This window comes from Microbulbifer sp. S227A (assembly GCF_049800935.1).
This window is the reverse complement of the sequence record NZ_JBNAFZ010000001.1, coordinates 902507-917913: the sequence shown is the minus strand read 5'-3', so window position 1 is coordinate 917913 and position 15407 is coordinate 902507. Positions and strand designations below refer to the sequence as shown.

Sequence of the window (15407 nt, the reverse complement as noted above, 5' to 3'; positions counted from 1 at the left end):
CGGCGCGCATGATGAACCTTGAATGAATCCCGCCGCGGCTGTATCTGGACCGCATGAATCCATCCGTAACGCCAAGACTCGACCTTCAGGACCGGCTCCGCCTGCGCGAGCGGTTCTTTGGTGCAACCCTTACGGTGCTGGCGCGGCTATAGGCTTGCGCATTCGTTCACACTGTTCAGATTCTAGCAAACGGGAGAGGACCCATGTCCCCCAAGACACTCTATGACAAGATCTGGGATGCCCATGTCGCCCACGCGGACGAAGACGGCACCACCCTTCTTTATATCGACCGCCACCTTGTTCACGAGGTGACCAGCCCGCAGGCGTTCGAAGGGCTGCGGATGACCAACCGCACCGTGCGCGCGCCGGACAAGACCATCGCGGTGCCGGATCACAATGTGCCCACCACGCTTGACCGGGTGGATGGCATCGACAACGAGGAAAGCCGCATCCAGGTCGAGGCGCTCGACAAGAACTCCAGGGATTTCGGCATCCATTACTACCCGGTCAGCGACGTGCGGCAGGGCATCGTGCATATTGTCGGACCGGAACAGGGCTGGACCTTGCCGGGCATGACCGTGGTTTGCGGTGACAGCCACACGGCGACCCATGGCGCGTTCGGGGCGCTGGCGCACGGGATCGGCACTTCGGAGGTCGAGCACGTTCTGGCGACGCAGACGCTGATCCAGAAGAAATCCAAGAACATGAAGGTCGAGATCACCGGCAAGCTGCGGCCCGGTGTGACCGCCAAGGACATCACCCTGTCCGTCATCGGCGAGACCGGCACTGCCGGCGGCACCGGTTATGTCATCGAGTATTGCGGCGAAGCCATCCGCGATCTGTCGATGGAAGGCCGCATGACGGTCTGCAACATGGCAATCGAAGGCGGCGCCCGTGCCGGGCTCATCGCGCCGGACGAAACCACGTTCGAATATTGCAAGGGCCGCCCGCATGCCCCGAAAGGCGCGCAATGGGAAGCGGCGATGGCCTGGTGGAAAACCCTGTATTCGGATGATGACGCCCATTGGGACAAGGTCGTCACGATCAAGGGCGAAGACATCGCGCCGGTTGTGACCTGGGGCACCAGCCCGGAAGACGTGCTGCCGATTACGGCGAATGTGCCTGATCCCTCGGATTTCACCGGCGGCAAGGTCGGCGCGGCGCAGCGTTCGCTCGACTATATGGGGCTCACGCCGGGCACCCCGCTCAGCGAAATCAAGATCGATACCGTGTTCATCGGGTCCTGCACCAACGGGCGCATCGAGGATCTGCGCGCCGCCGCGGAAATCCTGAAGGGCAAGAAGATCAAGGACGGCATGCGCGCGATGGTGGTGCCCGGTTCCGGCCTGGTCCGGGCGCAGGCCGAGGAAGAGGGCCTGGCCGACATTTTCAAGGAGGCCGGTTTCGAATGGCGCCTTGCCGGATGCTCGATGTGCCTTGCGATGAACCCGGACCAGCTTGCTCCGGGCGAACGCTGTGCCGCGACCAGCAACCGCAACTTTGAGGGCCGCCAGGGCCGTGGCGGGCGCACCCACCTGCTCAGCCCTGCAATGGCCGCCGCCGCCGCAGTCACGGGACACCTGACAGACATACGCGAGTTGATGTAGCGTCCGGGTGAACAACCTATGAAGGAATCCTGATATGAAAACTTGGGTAAAGTGGCTCATTCTCGGACTCGTTTCCGTCGTCTTTGGCGTTTTCGTGCTGTCCAATCCGGTTGCCGCATCGATCAGCGTCACGGTGTTGGCGGGGATCATGTTCATGCTGTCGGGCGGGATCCAGGTGTTTGCCGGCTTTGGCGAAGACGGAGCCTGGGGCAAGTTCCTGGGCATCGGGCTAGGTGTCCTGATGCTGTTGCTGGGCCTGTCGCTGGTCTGGCACCCGCTGGAAGGTGTGATTTCGCTGACGCTGCTGGTTGCGATCCTCTTTGCCGCCAGCGGGGTCGCGCGGGTGATCACCGCGTTCCAGATGCGCGAGACGCCGTTCTTCTGGCCCATGTTGATATCGGGTGCCGTTTCGGTGCTGTTGGCGGGGTATATTTTTGCCAATTTTGCATCGGTCGCGCCAAGCCTTCTGGGGGTGCTCCTGGGCATCGAACTGCTGTTCAACGGGGCGGGGCTGATCGCGCTCGCGTTCTTTCTGCGCACCGCCAAAGGCGTGCTGCGGGACAAGCTTCAGGCGAAATTCGACAAATAGAACCAACCGGGGTGACGCACAGGTCATCCCACGGAGACGAAGATGGACAAATTCACGACAATCACGGGGATCGCGGCACCGATGCCGATGATCAATATCGACACCGACATGATCATCCCCAAACAATTTCTCAAGACGATCAAGCGCTCCGGTCTGGGCGTCAACCTGTTTGACGAAATGCGCTATGACGATGACGGCAACGAATTGCCCGATTTCGTTCTGAACAAGCCGCAATACCGCGCCGCCGAAGTGTTGGTCGCGGGTGACAATTTCGGCTGCGGCAGCTCGCGCGAACACGCGCCCTGGGCGATCAAGGATTTCGGCATCCGCTGTGTCATCGCGCCCAGCTTTGCCGATATTTTCTTCAATAACTGCTTCAAGAACGGCATCCTGCCCATCGCCCTGCCCCAAGAGGTTGTCGATGTGTTGATGAAGGATGCGGAAAAAGGCGCGAATGCCCGCATGACCATCGATCTCGAGGCGCAGACCGTCACCACCTCGGATGGCGAGAGCTTTGCTTTTGAGGTCGATCCGTTCAAGAAACACTGTCTGCTCGAAGGCCTGGACGACATCGGGCTGACCATGGAAAAGGTCGGGGCAATCGACAGCTATGAAGGCAAGACCGCGCAGGAACGCCCCTGGGTCTGAGCCGCGCCACATGCACTGTTTCGAACGGGCCGCGCCGGGACGCGGCCCGTTTTCGTTTGACACCAGCGCCGCGCGCAATTGATGCAAACCGGCACCAGTTCAGCGGCGTCACCCGATGATTGCGGGGTTCTGCGCCCGTCAGGCTTGAGCGAACGCGATCTGTCGCGCAGTAATGTCATAACAGGACGTTGACCACCCGCGTGTTTCGCGGTTCAAGATGGTATCGCGCTACAGGCGCGGCGCGCTGACGGTCCAATTCGAGGGGAAAGAGCCAGTGTTGAGACGGATCACCGGTGCACTCATGCGCGGCATTCTGGTGGCCGTGATGATTGCCTCTCCATCGTTGCTGTTGCCGGATTATACCACGGATGCCATCGAAATCGTCGCCCTGCTGGCCATTGTCGGCGCCGGTCTGACTTTTGCCGAATATTTCGCGAACTATCCCAGTATCGTGGAATTCCGGGATGCGCCGCCGCTCAACCGGCTGCGCTTTGTCGGGCTGTTCCTGATGGTGCTGGTGCTGACGCTTGCGTCCAAGAACATCTACGAGCCCACCGCGATCACCGGGTTTTTCAGCGGTTTGGGACAGGTTGTGGGGCATTACAGCGATTTCCCCTATTCGCCGGTGCGCCTGGTGATCGGGATGCTGCCTGACGGAATCTCGAACATGGTGGTGGAACGGGTGCGCGACGCTGCCGGCGTCGCCTATGCCATTGCCCTGACCAGCGTGGTGGTGTTCATCGGCGCGGTGCGTCTCTATGGCTGGCCAACCCGCAATGGCGCGTTCAACGTCTGGGTGAACCTGCCGCGCTTTGATCCGACCGCGGGCGGGGACGTGGTGCACAGGCTCCAGCGCGACGGCCGCATCAACGCGGTGTTGGGCATTGCGCTGCCGTTTCTCATTCCGACCCTCGTGCGGATGACGTCGGACCTGATCGACCCGATCACGCTCGCGCATCCGCAGACCATGATCTGGACGATCAGCGCCTGGGCCTTTCTCCCCGCGAGCATGATCATGCGCGGCATCGCCATGATGCGCATCGCCGAACTGATCGAGGACAAGCGCCGCCGCGCCTCGCAGGAATCCGAGCCTGTCCACCTGCTATGATGCTGCTGCGGGGGCTTGTGGTCTGCGCGACGGGGCTTGGGGCGCATGTGTTGCCGGCGCAGGGCGAGACGCTGCGCGTCGCCACGTTCAACGCGGAATTGCAACGTGACGGGCCGGGCCTGCTCTATCGCGACCTGACGCGGGGTGACTCCGGGCAGATTGCCGCCGTGGTGCGGGTCATTGCCGAGACCGCGCCGGACATTCTCGCCCTGCAGGGCATCGACTGGGACCATGACGGGGCCGCGCTTGCCGCCCTGGCCGATCTTCTGGCCGCAAGCGGCGTGGCCTACCCCCACCGGTTTGCCGCGCGGCCCAATTCCGGGATGGCGACGGATCTGGATCTGGATGGCGATGGTCGGTTGGGTGGTCCGGGCGATGCGCAGGGGTTCGGAGCCTTTACCGGGCAGGGCGGGCTGGCGGTGTTGTCCCGTCATCCGATCCTGGCCGACAAGGTCCGGGATTTCAGCGATCTGATCTGGCGCGACCTTCCCGGTGCAATCCTGCCGCAACACGAGGACGGATCGCCCTATCCATCCGCCGAGGCGCAGGCGGCGCAGCGCCTGTCGAATACCGGGCACTGGATCGTGCCTGTTGCGCTGCCAGATGGCACGATCCTGTCGGTGATGACCTTTCACGCGAACCCGCCGGTTTTTGATGGCCCCGAGGATCGCAATGGCCGTCGCAATCACGATGAGATCCTGTTGTGGCGCAAGGTACTGGACGGGGCGTTCGGTGACGTGCCCAAGGCCTTTGTGCTGGTCGGTGACGCCAATCTCGATCCCGATGACAGCGCCGGCCGCACCGAGGCGATCCGCGCCCTGCTGGCGGACACCAGATTGCAGGACCCGCAACCGGTGAGCGGCGGGGCCGGGGCGATGCCCGATCAGGGGCATGGGGGTGCAAATGCGCGCGATACCGTTGATTGGGACGGGATCGGGCGGTTTCGCGTGGATTATGTCTTGCCCTCTGCGGCATTGACGGTCGGCGATGCCGGGGTGTACTGGCCCTCGCCCGGCGAGCCGGGCCATGAAGAGGCCCTAGCCGCCAGCCGTCACCGCCTTGTCTGGGTGGATCTCGTGCTCGACTGAAGGCTGTTTCACCGCCGATGCCAGCGCCTCGTGAACCGGGGTGTTCCGGAAACCGGGCAATATCCGGTCGAACTTGGCCCGGTCGAGCCAATGCGGCGTGTCCCACAGATAGCGCATCTCGTGCAGGCAGGCGGCCAGCGGCCAGAACGGTCGCAACAAATTCAGGCCAAGCCATGACATCCGCCGCAAGCGCAGGCCGGCCGGGTGGAGACGGTTCAGTATTTCGGCCATGTCCCGCCCGCTCATCGTGTAGCCGGGAAAGGGAATGTCCGTGTAGCCCGGCAGCGACGCCCGCCGTTCCGCCAGCTGTACCATGGCGCGGCAATAGTCGGGCAGATAGGCCCAGGCATGGGGAATGTCGGGATCGCCGGGATAGGTGAACCGCCCGCTGGCCAGTGACTTGGTCAGGACCTTGTCAAACCAGTTGCCCGACGGGGCGGTGTCGATGAAATCCCCGCCGCGCAGCATGATGGTACGCACCGGGGCCAGGCGATAGGCCCGCTCCATGTCGATGCGGATGCGTCCCAGCGGGTTGCGCGCGCGGTGCGGTGTGTCCGCCGTCCACGGGGCAGGAGTGTCCGCGCCGAACACATAGACATTGCCGGGCAGGATCACGGTGGCCCCGGCTTGCCTCGCTGCTGCGATAACCTGGGCGTGAAGCCCATGTACCTCTGCGGCCCAGTCGGCATAGGGCGGGTTGAAGCCATTGACGATCACATCCACACCCCGCGCCGCCTGCATCAGGTCATCATGGGTACGATCAAACCGGCGTACCCTCCATCCGGCGGCGGCAAATTGCATGGCGGCATTGCGTCCGAGACGGCCGGTCGCGCCGAGTATCAGAACAGTCTGGGGCATGTCATCTCCTGAAAAAAACTGGGTCGGGAGGAGAAATATCCGCTTCTGTGGTGTATAGGGATTGCCGAAATTTGTCTGTCAGATATTCATTGGTGAATGGATGTGCCTGCCAAACTTCGGGATTGGTCCCTTGTTCAGAGCTTCCTCGCCGTTGCGGATACTGGGTCGCTCTCGGCCGCGGCGCGGGTGCTGGGGTGCAGCCAGCCGACATTGGGGCGGCAGGTGCAGGCGCTGGAAAACGCTCTGGGGGTGGAGCTGTTCACCCGGCACGCGCGCGGTCTCGCGCTTAGCGATGCGGGGGCGGGGCTGATCCCCATGGCCCGCCAGATGCAAGAGGCGATGCAGGCGCTGGCCCTGACCGCCGCCGGGCAATCCACCCGGCTGGAAGGGACGGTCAGGATCACCGCGAGCGTCTTTGCCTCGCACCACCTTCTGCCCCCGATCCTCGCGGGCATTCGCGAGGCGGAACCGGCGATTCAACTGGAATTGCTGCCCTCTGACACCAGCGAGAACTTGTTGTTTCGCGAGGCCGATATTGCCCTGCGCATGTATCGCCCGACCCAGCTTGACCTGGTGGCGCGCCATATCACCGATCTTGAACTGGGCGTGTTCGCGGCGCGCCGCTATCTGGATCGCCGGGGCCGTCCGGCAACGCCCGAAGACCTGTTGGCCCACGATCTCATCGGCTATGACCGCAATGACCTGATCCTGCGGACCATGGCCACGATGGGCTGGTCCGTGCGGCGCGAGGATTTTGTCATGCGATGTGACAACCAGGCGACCTATTGGGAGTTGCTGCGGGCGGGCTGTGGCATCGGGTTTTCACAGCTTGGCGTGGCGCGGGCCGATCCCGAGGTCGAACAGCTTGATCTTGGTGTGCCCATGCCGGTGCTGCCGGTCTGGCTTACGGCGCATCAGGCGATGCGCCAGACACCCCGCCTGCGCCGGGTGTGGGACCTGTTGGCCGAAGGTCTGTCCCGCCTCTGAGGGCGCGGGCCGGGCTGCGTCTTATTGACCCTGTGCATCGCGCGCGGTAGGGGCAAACAAGGAAAATTCAGGAGAGCCCGCATGTCCAACCCCTCGCTTCTTATCCTTGCCGGTGACGGTATCGGCCCCGAGGTCATGACCCAGGTCAACCGGGTCATCGACTGGTTCGGGGCCAAGCGCGGCCTGGCGTTTGACGTGTCCGAGGATCTGGTGGGCGGGGCCGCCTATGACAAGCATGGCACGCCGCTGCATGATGACACGCTCGCCAAGGCGATGGAGGTCGACGCGGTGCTTCTGGGCGCGGTCGGGGGGCCGAAATACGATGCGCTCGACTTTAGCGTCAAGCCCGAGCGGGGCCTGTTGCGGTTGCGCAAGGAAATGGACCTCTATGCCAACCTGCGCCCGGCCCAGTGCTTTGACGCGCTGGCGGATTTCAGCTCGCTCAAGCGCGACGTGGTGGCCGGGCTTGATATCGTGATCGTGCGCGAATTGACCAGCGGCATCTATTTCGGCGAGCCGCGCGGCATCATCAAGGAAGGCAACGAGCGGATCGGCATCAACACCCAACGATATACCGAGAGCGAAATTGACCGCGTGGCGCGATCGGCCTTTGAGCTGGCCCGCCGCCGCAACAACAAGGTCTGCTCGATGGAAAAGGCCAACGTGATGGAGTCGGGCATCCTGTGGCGCGAAGTCGTGCAAAAGGTGCATGACGAAGACTACCCGGATGTGGAACTGTCGCACATGTATGCGGATGCCGGCGCCATGCAGCTCTGCCGCTGGCCCAAGCAGTTCGACGTGATCGTCACCGACAACCTGTTCGGCGACCTGCTGTCGGATGCCGCCGCGATGCTGACCGGGTCGCTGGGCATGTTGCCCTCGGCGTCGCTTGGCGCACCGATGGCCAATGGCCGTCCCAAGGCACTGTATGAACCGGTACATGGTTCGGCCCCGGACATCGCCGGCCAGGGCAAGGCCAACCCGATTGCCTGTATCCTGAGCTTTGCGATGGCGCTGCGCTATTCCTTCGATCAGGGCGACGAAGCCACCCGCATCGAAGCGGCGGTCGAAAAGGTGCTTGCCGATGGGCTGCGCACCGCCGACCTGATCGGTGAAGACGGGGTCGAGCCCGTCAGCACCGAACAGATGGGTGATGCGATCCTCGCTGCTCTGGACGCCAGCCTCTGATCCGCCGGGCGTGGGGCGGTCCCCACGCCCTATCCCCGCGACCGTGTCGCCAATGGGCGGCCCAGCCAGGACCGACGCCACCTTGCCCAGCGATCCGCCACGTTCCAGCAACCTGTCCGGCGCCCTGTTCGGTCTTCTGGGGTTCGCGATTTTCGCGTCGCACGACGTCATCATCAAATATCTCGGCGCGGCCTATTCATCGATCCAGATCGCGTTTTTCAGCGCCCTCCTGACCTTTCCGCTGATGACGGTGTTGTTGATCGGGGACACTGTTCCCGGCACGCTGCGCCCGACACATCCCTGGTGGATGCTGGTGCGCAGTATTTCCGCAGTGATCGCGGCGGTCGGGGCATTTTTTGCCTTTTCGCTGATTCCCCTGGCTCAGGTCTATGCGGTGCTGTTTGCAACGCCGCTGTTGATCACCGTTCTGGCGGTGCCGTTGCTGGGGGAAAAGGTGGGTCCGCGCCGTGCCATCGCGGTGGTTGTCGGCCTGATCGGGGTCCTGGTGGTGCTGCGCCCGGGGTCCACGGCGGTCAATATCGGCCACGCCGCGGCGCTGGCGGCGGCGGTTGCGGGTGCGCTCAATGCCCTCGTGGTCCGCAAGATCGGCAATGACGAGCGCGCGGTGCTGATGGTGCTTTATCCGATGCTCGCGAGCTTTGTGATGATGGGCGTTGCGCTGCCCTTCGTCTACCGGCCCATGCCGATAGCTGATTTCGGCGCGCTCGCGGTGGTTGCGGTGCTGGTCCTGCTGGCCATGTCCTGCATGGTGATTGCCTATCGCCGTGCCGACGCCGCCATCGTCGCGCCGATGCAATATTCGCAAATCCTGTGGGCGGCGCTCTTCGGGGCGGTGCTGTTTGGTGAGTATCCTGACGCGATGACCTATGTGGGTACGGCGATCGTCACCGCCAGCGGCCTCTACATCCTGCGCCGCGAATCCCATGGCAACCGCTCGCAAAACCGCCCGGTGCTCGAAACCAAGACGCGTATCGGGCTGATGGCGGGGCTGCGGGTGGGTGTCCTGACAAGAGTCTTGAAAAGACGCCGATGATTGGGCTTGCCAAACCCGCGCGGTGTCTGTAATCGCTCCTGCACGGTCGGAGTGTAGCTCAGCCTGGTAGAGCACTGTCTTCGGGAGGCAGGGGTCGTGAGTTCGAATCTCGCCACTCCGACCAATATCAACAAGAGCCCTGGCGGAACTGCGGGCCTCTTGGTTCAAGAGGCACAGTTTTTTCTCTGTCGGCCATTGCGTTGCTCAAGGCATTGAAAATGCACAAGTTCTTTGTGGGATGTCACTTTGAAGCATCGCGTTTTTCCTGAGGGCTGGGGCATCACCTATCGCGCTGCGAACCTGATTTCAGATGGCGTCAGGTGATGCGGATTTTGCACGAAGCATTTTAGGACGATAGGGCGTGCTTGTGTCGTCCGAGCAAACCCAGAATCCCGAGGGCGCACAAGAGTATTGGCATGGACGCCGGAAGCGGAACGGCGGATACTTGCATTGTCAGTGGACGCGCGGGGGAAAGAAAACCCCCGACACGCGAGATCACTTCTCCGGTCTGCAGGTCGTATTCAGCGAAGTCAAAGAAACTGCTCCCTCCGTAAATGACGGCGTCAAGCTGGTCGGAATAAAACTCATGCCCGAAATAGGAAGTCAGATCGCTATTGGCCGGATCGCTCATTGCACCTGAAGCATCTGGCGCCAGGTCAGGGCGTTGAAAAATCGCTCTTTGTCCCATGGACTGGACAATTCGTGAGTGTTGGGTGTTGTCGACGTGCTCATTGCTGGCATTGTATTGGCCCCAGATATTCGTTTCTCTACCGGGGAAGGGGTGATAAGTCGCGCCACCGGAACCCAGGTTGAACGTGATCCCGTTCATGGTGAGTGAGGCGGAGTGTACCGAGACGCTGGCGGCATTGCTGCCGGCGGGCATCGTTGCGAGGTCAGAGTCGTAGAAAAAAGTGGCCGTGTAGCTGAGGCCTTCGCCGTTCCCCAGCCCCCATTGCGCACCGTCGCCATGAAAATGACTGACAATGCCGGTAAATGTGGCCTGCATGGTGGCGGCGACCAAGGGCAGAGGAAAAACGCTCAGCGCCAATACCAGGAGTGAAGATTCAAGAAATTTTTTGGACTTGTCCATTTATGTGCACCTTATGCGGAAACCGCATTAATTGAATAACTTTGATTAAACTAAAGTCAGACAACCCTGCACGGGTTGCATGATTCGATCAAGATTTTCGTCTTTGGTGACAGCGTTACCGGTGCGGACAATACACGGATAGGTTGTTGTTAGTCGGGAATGCGAGAAAGGCGGGCCGACTTTCGGGGCAGGGGCGTGGGCGAAACCACGCCAAAGGGGTTTCATGATTCGCCAACGCAACAACTGAAGCCAAATCCGATCGGCATTAATTGCCGTCTGAGAGAATAACCGGTTTGCGGCGTAATCTCTGATTGCGTGCTGCCCTCATCCGGTAATCATCGAGGTCCAGATCTGAAACGCCAGTCCCGAGGTGAAAGAGCCGGTCAGCGCGATGGCGAGGTATAGCAGGAATACCGGGCGTTTGACCAATGCCCACACCGCGATTGCCGCGGGGAGCGAGGTTACACCCCCGGCCACCAGGAACGCGAGGCCCGCGCCGGGGGCCATGCCCTGGCCGATCAATCCGCCAACCAGCGGCAGCGCGGCATAACCGTTGAGATAGGCAGGCACACCGACCAGTGTCGCAATGCCGATGGGGGCGAGCCCGGTGCCGCCCAGTGTACGGGCCACGAGATCCGCCGGCAGCCAGGCCAGCATCAAGCTTTCCAGCACAAAGGCCAGCGTCAGCCATTTTGCCAGGAACAGCGTTGTCTTGATGCCTTCGCGGATGAATTTGGCGACCCTTTCGTTGTCCCGCCAAAAGGCCCAGACCACGGGTTGAGCGGTGCGAACCTTGGCGCCGCCACAGCCGCCATTGCCCACATCGTCGCGCAGCGGGTCGGACAGGCCACCGGATTTCGCCAGAACATGCACCACGGTTCCGCCGAATATCCCGAGCCCGATGGCGGCAATCGTCTTGGCGATGGCAAATTCAACGCCCAGAACGCCTGTGGTCAGCACGAACATCGACGGGTCCATCACCGGCGACGCCAGCCAGAAGGCCATCACCGCCGACAGGGGCACGCCCATGGCCAGCAGGGCGGCAATCAGCGGAATGACCCCGCAGGAACAGAAGGGCGACAGCCCGCCGGCAAGGGCCGCGACGATGATCATCATGGCGGGCGAACCGGTAAAGGCCCGCGCGATCAGCCCATCGGCACCGGTTGCCCCGGCATAGGCGGCGATGCCGATCGACAGCACCAGAAACGGTGCGACATCCGCCAGGTTCGCCACGGTGAACGACACACTTTCCACCCCCTGGGCCGGGTCGAACAGCAAGAGAAGCCCGAGAATGGCAAGCGACACCAGCCAGACCCGTTCCTTGGTCCAGAGCGTCAGCGCCAGATCAATCATGCGGGTGCGGGTGGTTTGCGCGAGGGTATTCATGTCTATTTTCCTAGGGGAGTGGTTGTTTAGGCCCAAAAAAACCGGGTCTCAGGCGGCGTCATCCCGTGTGAGCGTGACCCCGACACAGCATTCGGCGGTCAGAAAGGTAACCGTGCGCTGCATCGCGTCGTAATCAACCCGGTTGACGATCTGGCGGCCCTTTCGTTCCTGTACCACCAGCCCGGCCTCGACCAGCGACCTGAGGTGGTGCGCAAGGGTCGATGCGGGCATGTCGAGCTCTTGCCCGATCTCTCCGACATTCAACCCGTCATGGCCGGCGCGAACCAGCAGGCGAAAGATTGCAAGGCGGGCGTCATGGCCCAGGGCGGCAAGCGCGCGCACGACGGATGTATGTGTTGTCATGCGATCAATATAACTATGATTCTAGTTTTGTAAATGTGTTTGTGGCCTTCCGGCCGGCAATCAAAGGTCGAGCTCCAGCAAGCCCCCCTTTTGCGCCGCACGGGATTGGCAGGTGATGATCGATGTCTGGCGCTGCTTGCCGGAGAGGACGAGGTCGCGATGCTCGGCCTCGCCCGCCAGCAAGCCGCACTTGCAGACCCCGCAGATACCGTCGGAGCATTTGATATCGACCGCAAACCCGTTGTCCTGAAGCACCTCGGCGATGCTCTGATCCGCGGGGATGTCCAATTCGCGTTGCGATTTGGCCAGCCGCACCTGAAACGGATGGTTCTCGTAATCCGGCATGTCCGGAACCGAAAAATACTCAAGATGGCGGGCCTCTTCGGGAAAGCCCGCCTGTTCGGCGCGGGACATCACGGCCTGCATGTACCGGTCGGCACCGCAGGCATAGATGTGGGTTCCGTCACGATAGGGGCCGATCAGCCGATCAAAATCCGCGCGGGTGTTCTGGTCAGATACATGCAGATGCACCCGGTCGGACCAGGCAAAACCGGACAGGTCCGGCAGAAACCCGGCCCTGCTGCGCGAGGGGATTGAATAATGCAGCTCGAAATCGGCCGCTTGCGCATGCAACTCATGCGCCATGGCAATCATCGGCGTGACGCCGATGCCACCGCCCATCAACAGGTGACGCTGTGCCGGGGCGGCGATCGGGAAATGGTTGATCGGACACGAGACAAAGATCTTGCGCCCCTCGCGAAAAATCCGGTGCAACAGGCGGGAACCGCCGCGCCCCTCGTCCTCGCGCAGCACGGCAATCTGGTATTTCGACCGGTCCGCCGGATCACCGCATAGCGAATACTGGCGCAAGAATTCCGGGGCAACCACGATGTCGATATGTGCGCCTGCTCGCCATTCGGGCAGGTCGCCACCATCCAGCGCGCGCAGTTCGTATTTGCCAATTCCCGGTGCCATCTCTTGCGCCAGGGCGATTTCCACATGCAACACCGGGCTGGTGACATCGGCCCTGTATTCATGGGCCAGCCCCTCAGTTTCGCCCGCCGCGAGCCGTTTCTGGTATTCTTCGGCGGTGATCATCGCCTGATAGGCTTCGATCCCCTGTTCGCGGATCATCGGGAACGGATAGGCATAGGGGTGTGGCGCCAGGTTTGCCGGATAGACGGCCAGCGTCTGATCCTCGTATCTGAGGTCGAGATCGGTTTGCAATTCGCGGTGATTGACCGGTGCCGAGACCGGGTGATAGCCCCCGTCTTCGCCCAGTTCCAAATCCCACCACCATTTCTTGACCGGGTTGATCGCCCCCTTGCCAAGCGCATCGTCCAGCCAGGCCAGCAGGGGCGCGGCGGTTGGCATGTTCATCGCCGCCCAGCGGAACGGCTTTTCCACGAACAAGCCTTCAAGGTTCCACGGGCAGGTCTTCATGCAGCGCCCGCACATCGCGCCGCCCGGTTGCGTTACCCGGTAGGTGGTGCATTTCTGGCTGTCGGACTTCCAGATTTCATAGCCGTTGAACATCAGCTTGGGCCCGGCGGTGATCGCGCCCGACGGGCATTCGCGGGCGCATTTGTTGCAGGACTCACAGAATCTTTGCAGGCCGAAATCAATCGGCAGATCATGGGTCATCGGCATGTCGGTGGTCACGACACCCGATTTCAGGCGCGGGCCAAGGAACGGGTTCAGGATCACCTCGCCGATCCGGCTGACCTCGCCCATCCCCGACAGCAGCAACAGGGGTGGTTGCAGAACTTCGCCATCCATCACCGTATGGGCCTTGGCCTTGTAGCCAAGGTTGCGCAATTGCTGTGCGATGACCCCGCCGATCAACGAAAACCGCAGATAGGCGCGCATCGACTGGCTGACAGCGATCCAGTCGTCGCCGCTGGCCCCTTCCATGGTTTCAAACCCCTGGTCGATGATCATCGACACGGCCTGGTCATGCTCGGGCACAATCGGTGCGCCCAACGCGTCATGGGAATACCATGTCCAGTCCGGACAGGCCGACAGCCCGACCGCATCGGCCCCGAGGAAATAGCTTGCCGCCTTGAGGTTCTCGGCATTGCGGGCGGCATCGGGGGCCTGACGCTCCGGGGCATGGTCGCCATCCTGCAACAGCGTGAAGGCCCCCAGCAACCGGCGCTGTGCAAAGGACGGGGCCGCCTTGCGCACGTAATGGCCGCCCTTTGCGCTGTCTTGCAGGCGCTTGCCCATCTCGCCGAATTGCGCGCGGGCAAACATGTCGGCGCGTTTCGGAACCCGGGCAACGCGGGCCTCGTCGATATAGGTTGTGGGCCTGTCGACGCGGCGCAGGGTTTCGAACGGGTGGCCGCCCTGAACGAAATCGCGGGTTTCGAACGGATATTCCGCCAGCGCCGGGCGTTTGCGGATCGGATAGGGCCCGCCGGCGGGGTCAAGCGGCAGGTCGGGCTGCATCTCGAACGTGGTGGTGACGGCGGCGAGGCTGAAGCGCGGGCCGACAAATGGATTGACCAGCGCGCCGCCCTGCATGACCGCCAGCCCGGCGGCAACGGCAACCCGGTTCAGGCAGACATCCGAGGTCGCCTGTGTATGGGCCTGTGCGTCCCAGCCCAAGAGCCGGATGTAATTGGCCAGCACCACGGCGATTTCCGATGCGAGGATGCACCCGCGATGATCCTGCGCGTCGCGGATCCAGTCGGTCCCGGGTTCCCCCTTGCGCGGGTCGCGCTGGTGTTCGATCAGGATCGCCAGCACATTCGTATGCGCCTTGATTGATTTCGGCGGTGTCTCCATCGACTCGCGCAGATCGGCCATGACCATGTCGATGCCCGATGCCAGCGTCTTGGTCTGCTGCGTCCTGAGCGTGTCGGCCAGCCTGTCGATGTCGGGGTTGCGAAAGGGCTGCGCCAGGTGCGCCGCCGACGGCAGGGGCGCAATGCCAACCATCGAGGCATCGGCAAAGTGACAGAAGGCCTTGATATGATCGGCGCGTTCGGCCGGGTCCTCCGGACAACCGGACTTCGCCCTGTTTACGAACCCGCCCCGGATCGCGTCCATCACTGCCTGATGGTCCCGCATGGCGTTGACGATAGAGGCCGGATTGTGCCTGCGCGTGAACGACAATTGCCCGGTTGCGGGAACCTCCGACAGATCGGGCAGGTCGGCCACGCGTTTCAGGGTCTCAAGCGGAAACCGCCCGAGGTGAACCGGGCGTTTTGCATTGGAAAGGAAACGGGTCACGGGTGGTCTTTCTGGTTGCTGGCCGGCGGCATTTGCCCGCAGATTAGGCGGGAAGACGGGCGGTCACAATGGCCCGGGGCACTGCCGCGAACCGCTCCCTCTCTCCAAGGGGCGCGCGCCGGCCCCTTGCAAGCCGCGGTGTTTTCATCCCTTCTCAGGCGAGCACGATCACCCGCCGGGAACGGGGCCATCCCGTTACCCGCC

The 15407-nt window shown here is 62.5% G+C and carries 13 protein-coding genes and 1 tRNA gene; 9 read left to right on the top strand and 5 right to left on the bottom strand.

The genetic code is table 11. The features are described from left to right. The first annotated feature begins 203 nt into the window (after window positions 1-203). The 5 genes from leuC to ACP15R_RS04310 all read left to right on the top strand — a co-directional run bounded on the left by leuC (window position 204) and on the right by ACP15R_RS04310 (window position 5040). Window positions 204-1607: a 3-isopropylmalate dehydratase large subunit gene (gene leuC, locus ACP15R_RS04330; protein ID WP_424985147.1), complete on the top strand. Its 1404-nt coding sequence runs from the start codon at window positions 204-206 to the stop codon at window positions 1605-1607. 34 nt (window positions 1608-1641) lie between these two features. Continuing rightward, on the top strand, window positions 1642-2196 hold the full coding sequence (locus tag ACP15R_RS04325; protein ID WP_424985146.1) for an HdeD family acid-resistance protein: 555 nt from the start codon (window positions 1642-1644) through the stop codon (window positions 2194-2196). A 42-nt stretch (window positions 2197-2238) separates the two neighbouring features. After that, window positions 2239-2844 (top strand): 3-isopropylmalate dehydratase small subunit, encoded by a 606-nt coding sequence (leuD, locus tag ACP15R_RS04320; protein WP_424985145.1) that lies wholly within the window; start codon window positions 2239-2241, stop codon window positions 2842-2844. Window positions 2845-3118: 274 nt separating this feature from the next. Continuing rightward, window positions 3119-3952 (top strand): hypothetical protein, encoded by an 834-nt coding sequence (locus tag ACP15R_RS04315; protein WP_424985144.1) that lies wholly within the window; start codon window positions 3119-3121, stop codon window positions 3950-3952. Beyond that, on the top strand, window positions 3949-5040 hold the full coding sequence (locus tag ACP15R_RS04310) for an endonuclease/exonuclease/phosphatase family protein (protein WP_424985143.1): 1092 nt from the start codon (window positions 3949-3951) through the stop codon (window positions 5038-5040). The genes ACP15R_RS04315 and ACP15R_RS04310 overlap by 4 nt, the downstream gene beginning before the upstream one ends. Here the strand turns inward: ACP15R_RS04310 and ACP15R_RS04305 are convergent. Continuing rightward, complete coding sequence (locus tag ACP15R_RS04305; RefSeq protein WP_424985142.1) at window positions 4990-5898, bottom strand: hypothetical protein; 909 nt, start codon at window positions 5896-5898, stop codon at window positions 4990-4992. The genes ACP15R_RS04310 and ACP15R_RS04305 overlap by 51 nt on opposite strands. A gap of 102 nt (window positions 5899-6000) precedes the next feature. On the opposite strand from ACP15R_RS04305, the gene ACP15R_RS04300 reads away from it, so the two are divergent. The 4 genes from ACP15R_RS04300 to ACP15R_RS04285 all read left to right on the top strand — a co-directional run bounded on the left by ACP15R_RS04300 (window position 6001) and on the right by ACP15R_RS04285 (window position 9251). After that, window positions 6001-6885 carry a LysR family transcriptional regulator gene (locus tag ACP15R_RS04300; RefSeq protein ID WP_424985141.1) on the top strand — a complete coding sequence of 295 codons (885 nt, stop codon included), beginning with the start codon at window positions 6001-6003 and terminating at the stop codon, window positions 6883-6885. Between the two features lie 81 nt (window positions 6886-6966). Beyond that, a complete protein-coding gene (gene leuB / locus ACP15R_RS04295) occupies window positions 6967-8073 on the top strand; it encodes a 3-isopropylmalate dehydrogenase (protein WP_424985140.1) in 1107 nt (368 codons plus the stop codon). 82 nt (window positions 8074-8155) lie between these two features. Beyond that, window positions 8156-9127 (top strand): DMT family transporter, encoded by a 972-nt coding sequence (locus tag ACP15R_RS04290; RefSeq protein ID WP_424985139.1) that lies wholly within the window; start codon window positions 8156-8158, stop codon window positions 9125-9127. Window positions 9128-9174: 47 nt separating this feature from the next. Then, window positions 9175-9251: transfer RNA gene (locus ACP15R_RS04285), tRNA-Pro, on the top strand. A 222-nt stretch (window positions 9252-9473) separates the two neighbouring features. Here ACP15R_RS04285 and ACP15R_RS04280 read toward each other — a convergent pair. From ACP15R_RS04280 to ACP15R_RS04265, 4 genes are all read right to left on the bottom strand, one after another. Then, window positions 9474-10217: a VPLPA-CTERM sorting domain-containing protein gene (locus tag ACP15R_RS04280; RefSeq protein ID WP_424985138.1), complete on the bottom strand. Its 744-nt coding sequence runs from the start codon at window positions 10215-10217 to the stop codon at window positions 9474-9476. 324 nt (window positions 10218-10541) lie between these two features. Further along, on the bottom strand, window positions 10542-11603 hold the full coding sequence (locus ACP15R_RS04275) for a permease (RefSeq protein WP_424985137.1): 1062 nt from the start codon (window positions 11601-11603) through the stop codon (window positions 10542-10544). Window positions 11604-11651: 48 nt separating this feature from the next. Further along, window positions 11652-11966 (bottom strand): ArsR/SmtB family transcription factor, encoded by a 315-nt coding sequence (locus ACP15R_RS04270; RefSeq protein WP_424985136.1) that lies wholly within the window; start codon window positions 11964-11966, stop codon window positions 11652-11654. Between the two features lie 60 nt (window positions 11967-12026). Next, window positions 12027-15203, bottom strand: a complete 3177-nt coding sequence (locus ACP15R_RS04265) for a 2Fe-2S iron-sulfur cluster-binding protein (RefSeq protein ID WP_424985135.1) — start codon at window positions 15201-15203, stop codon at window positions 12027-12029. Between the last annotated feature and the right edge of the window lie 204 nt (window positions 15204-15407).

Excerpts from the sequence above, each read along its gene's own strand:
- leuC (WP_424985147.1), top strand. The coding sequence starts at position 204 with ATGTCCCCCAAGACACTCTATGACAAGATCTGGGATGCCCATGTCGCC.
- ACP15R_RS04325 (WP_424985146.1), top strand. The coding sequence starts at position 1,642 with ATGAAAACTTGGGTAAAGTGGCTCATTCTCGGACTCGTTTCCGTCGTC.
- leuD (WP_424985145.1), top strand. The coding sequence starts at position 2,239 with ATGGACAAATTCACGACAATCACGGGGATCGCGGCACCGATGCCGATG.
- ACP15R_RS04310 (WP_424985143.1), top strand. The coding sequence starts at position 3,949 with ATGATGCTGCTGCGGGGGCTTGTGGTCTGCGCGACGGGGCTTGGGGCG.
- ACP15R_RS04305 (WP_424985142.1), bottom strand. The coding sequence starts at position 5,898 with ATGCCCCAGACTGTTCTGATACTCGGCGCGACCGGCCGTCTCGGACGC.
- leuB (WP_424985140.1), top strand. The coding sequence starts at position 6,967 with ATGTCCAACCCCTCGCTTCTTATCCTTGCCGGTGACGGTATCGGCCCC.
- ACP15R_RS04280 (WP_424985138.1), bottom strand. The coding sequence starts at position 10,217 with ATGGACAAGTCCAAAAAATTTCTTGAATCTTCACTCCTGGTATTGGCG.
- ACP15R_RS04275 (WP_424985137.1), bottom strand. The coding sequence starts at position 11,603 with ATGAATACCCTCGCGCAAACCACCCGCACCCGCATGATTGATCTGGCG.
- ACP15R_RS04270 (WP_424985136.1), bottom strand. The coding sequence starts at position 11,966 with ATGACAACACATACATCCGTCGTGCGCGCGCTTGCCGCCCTGGGCCAT.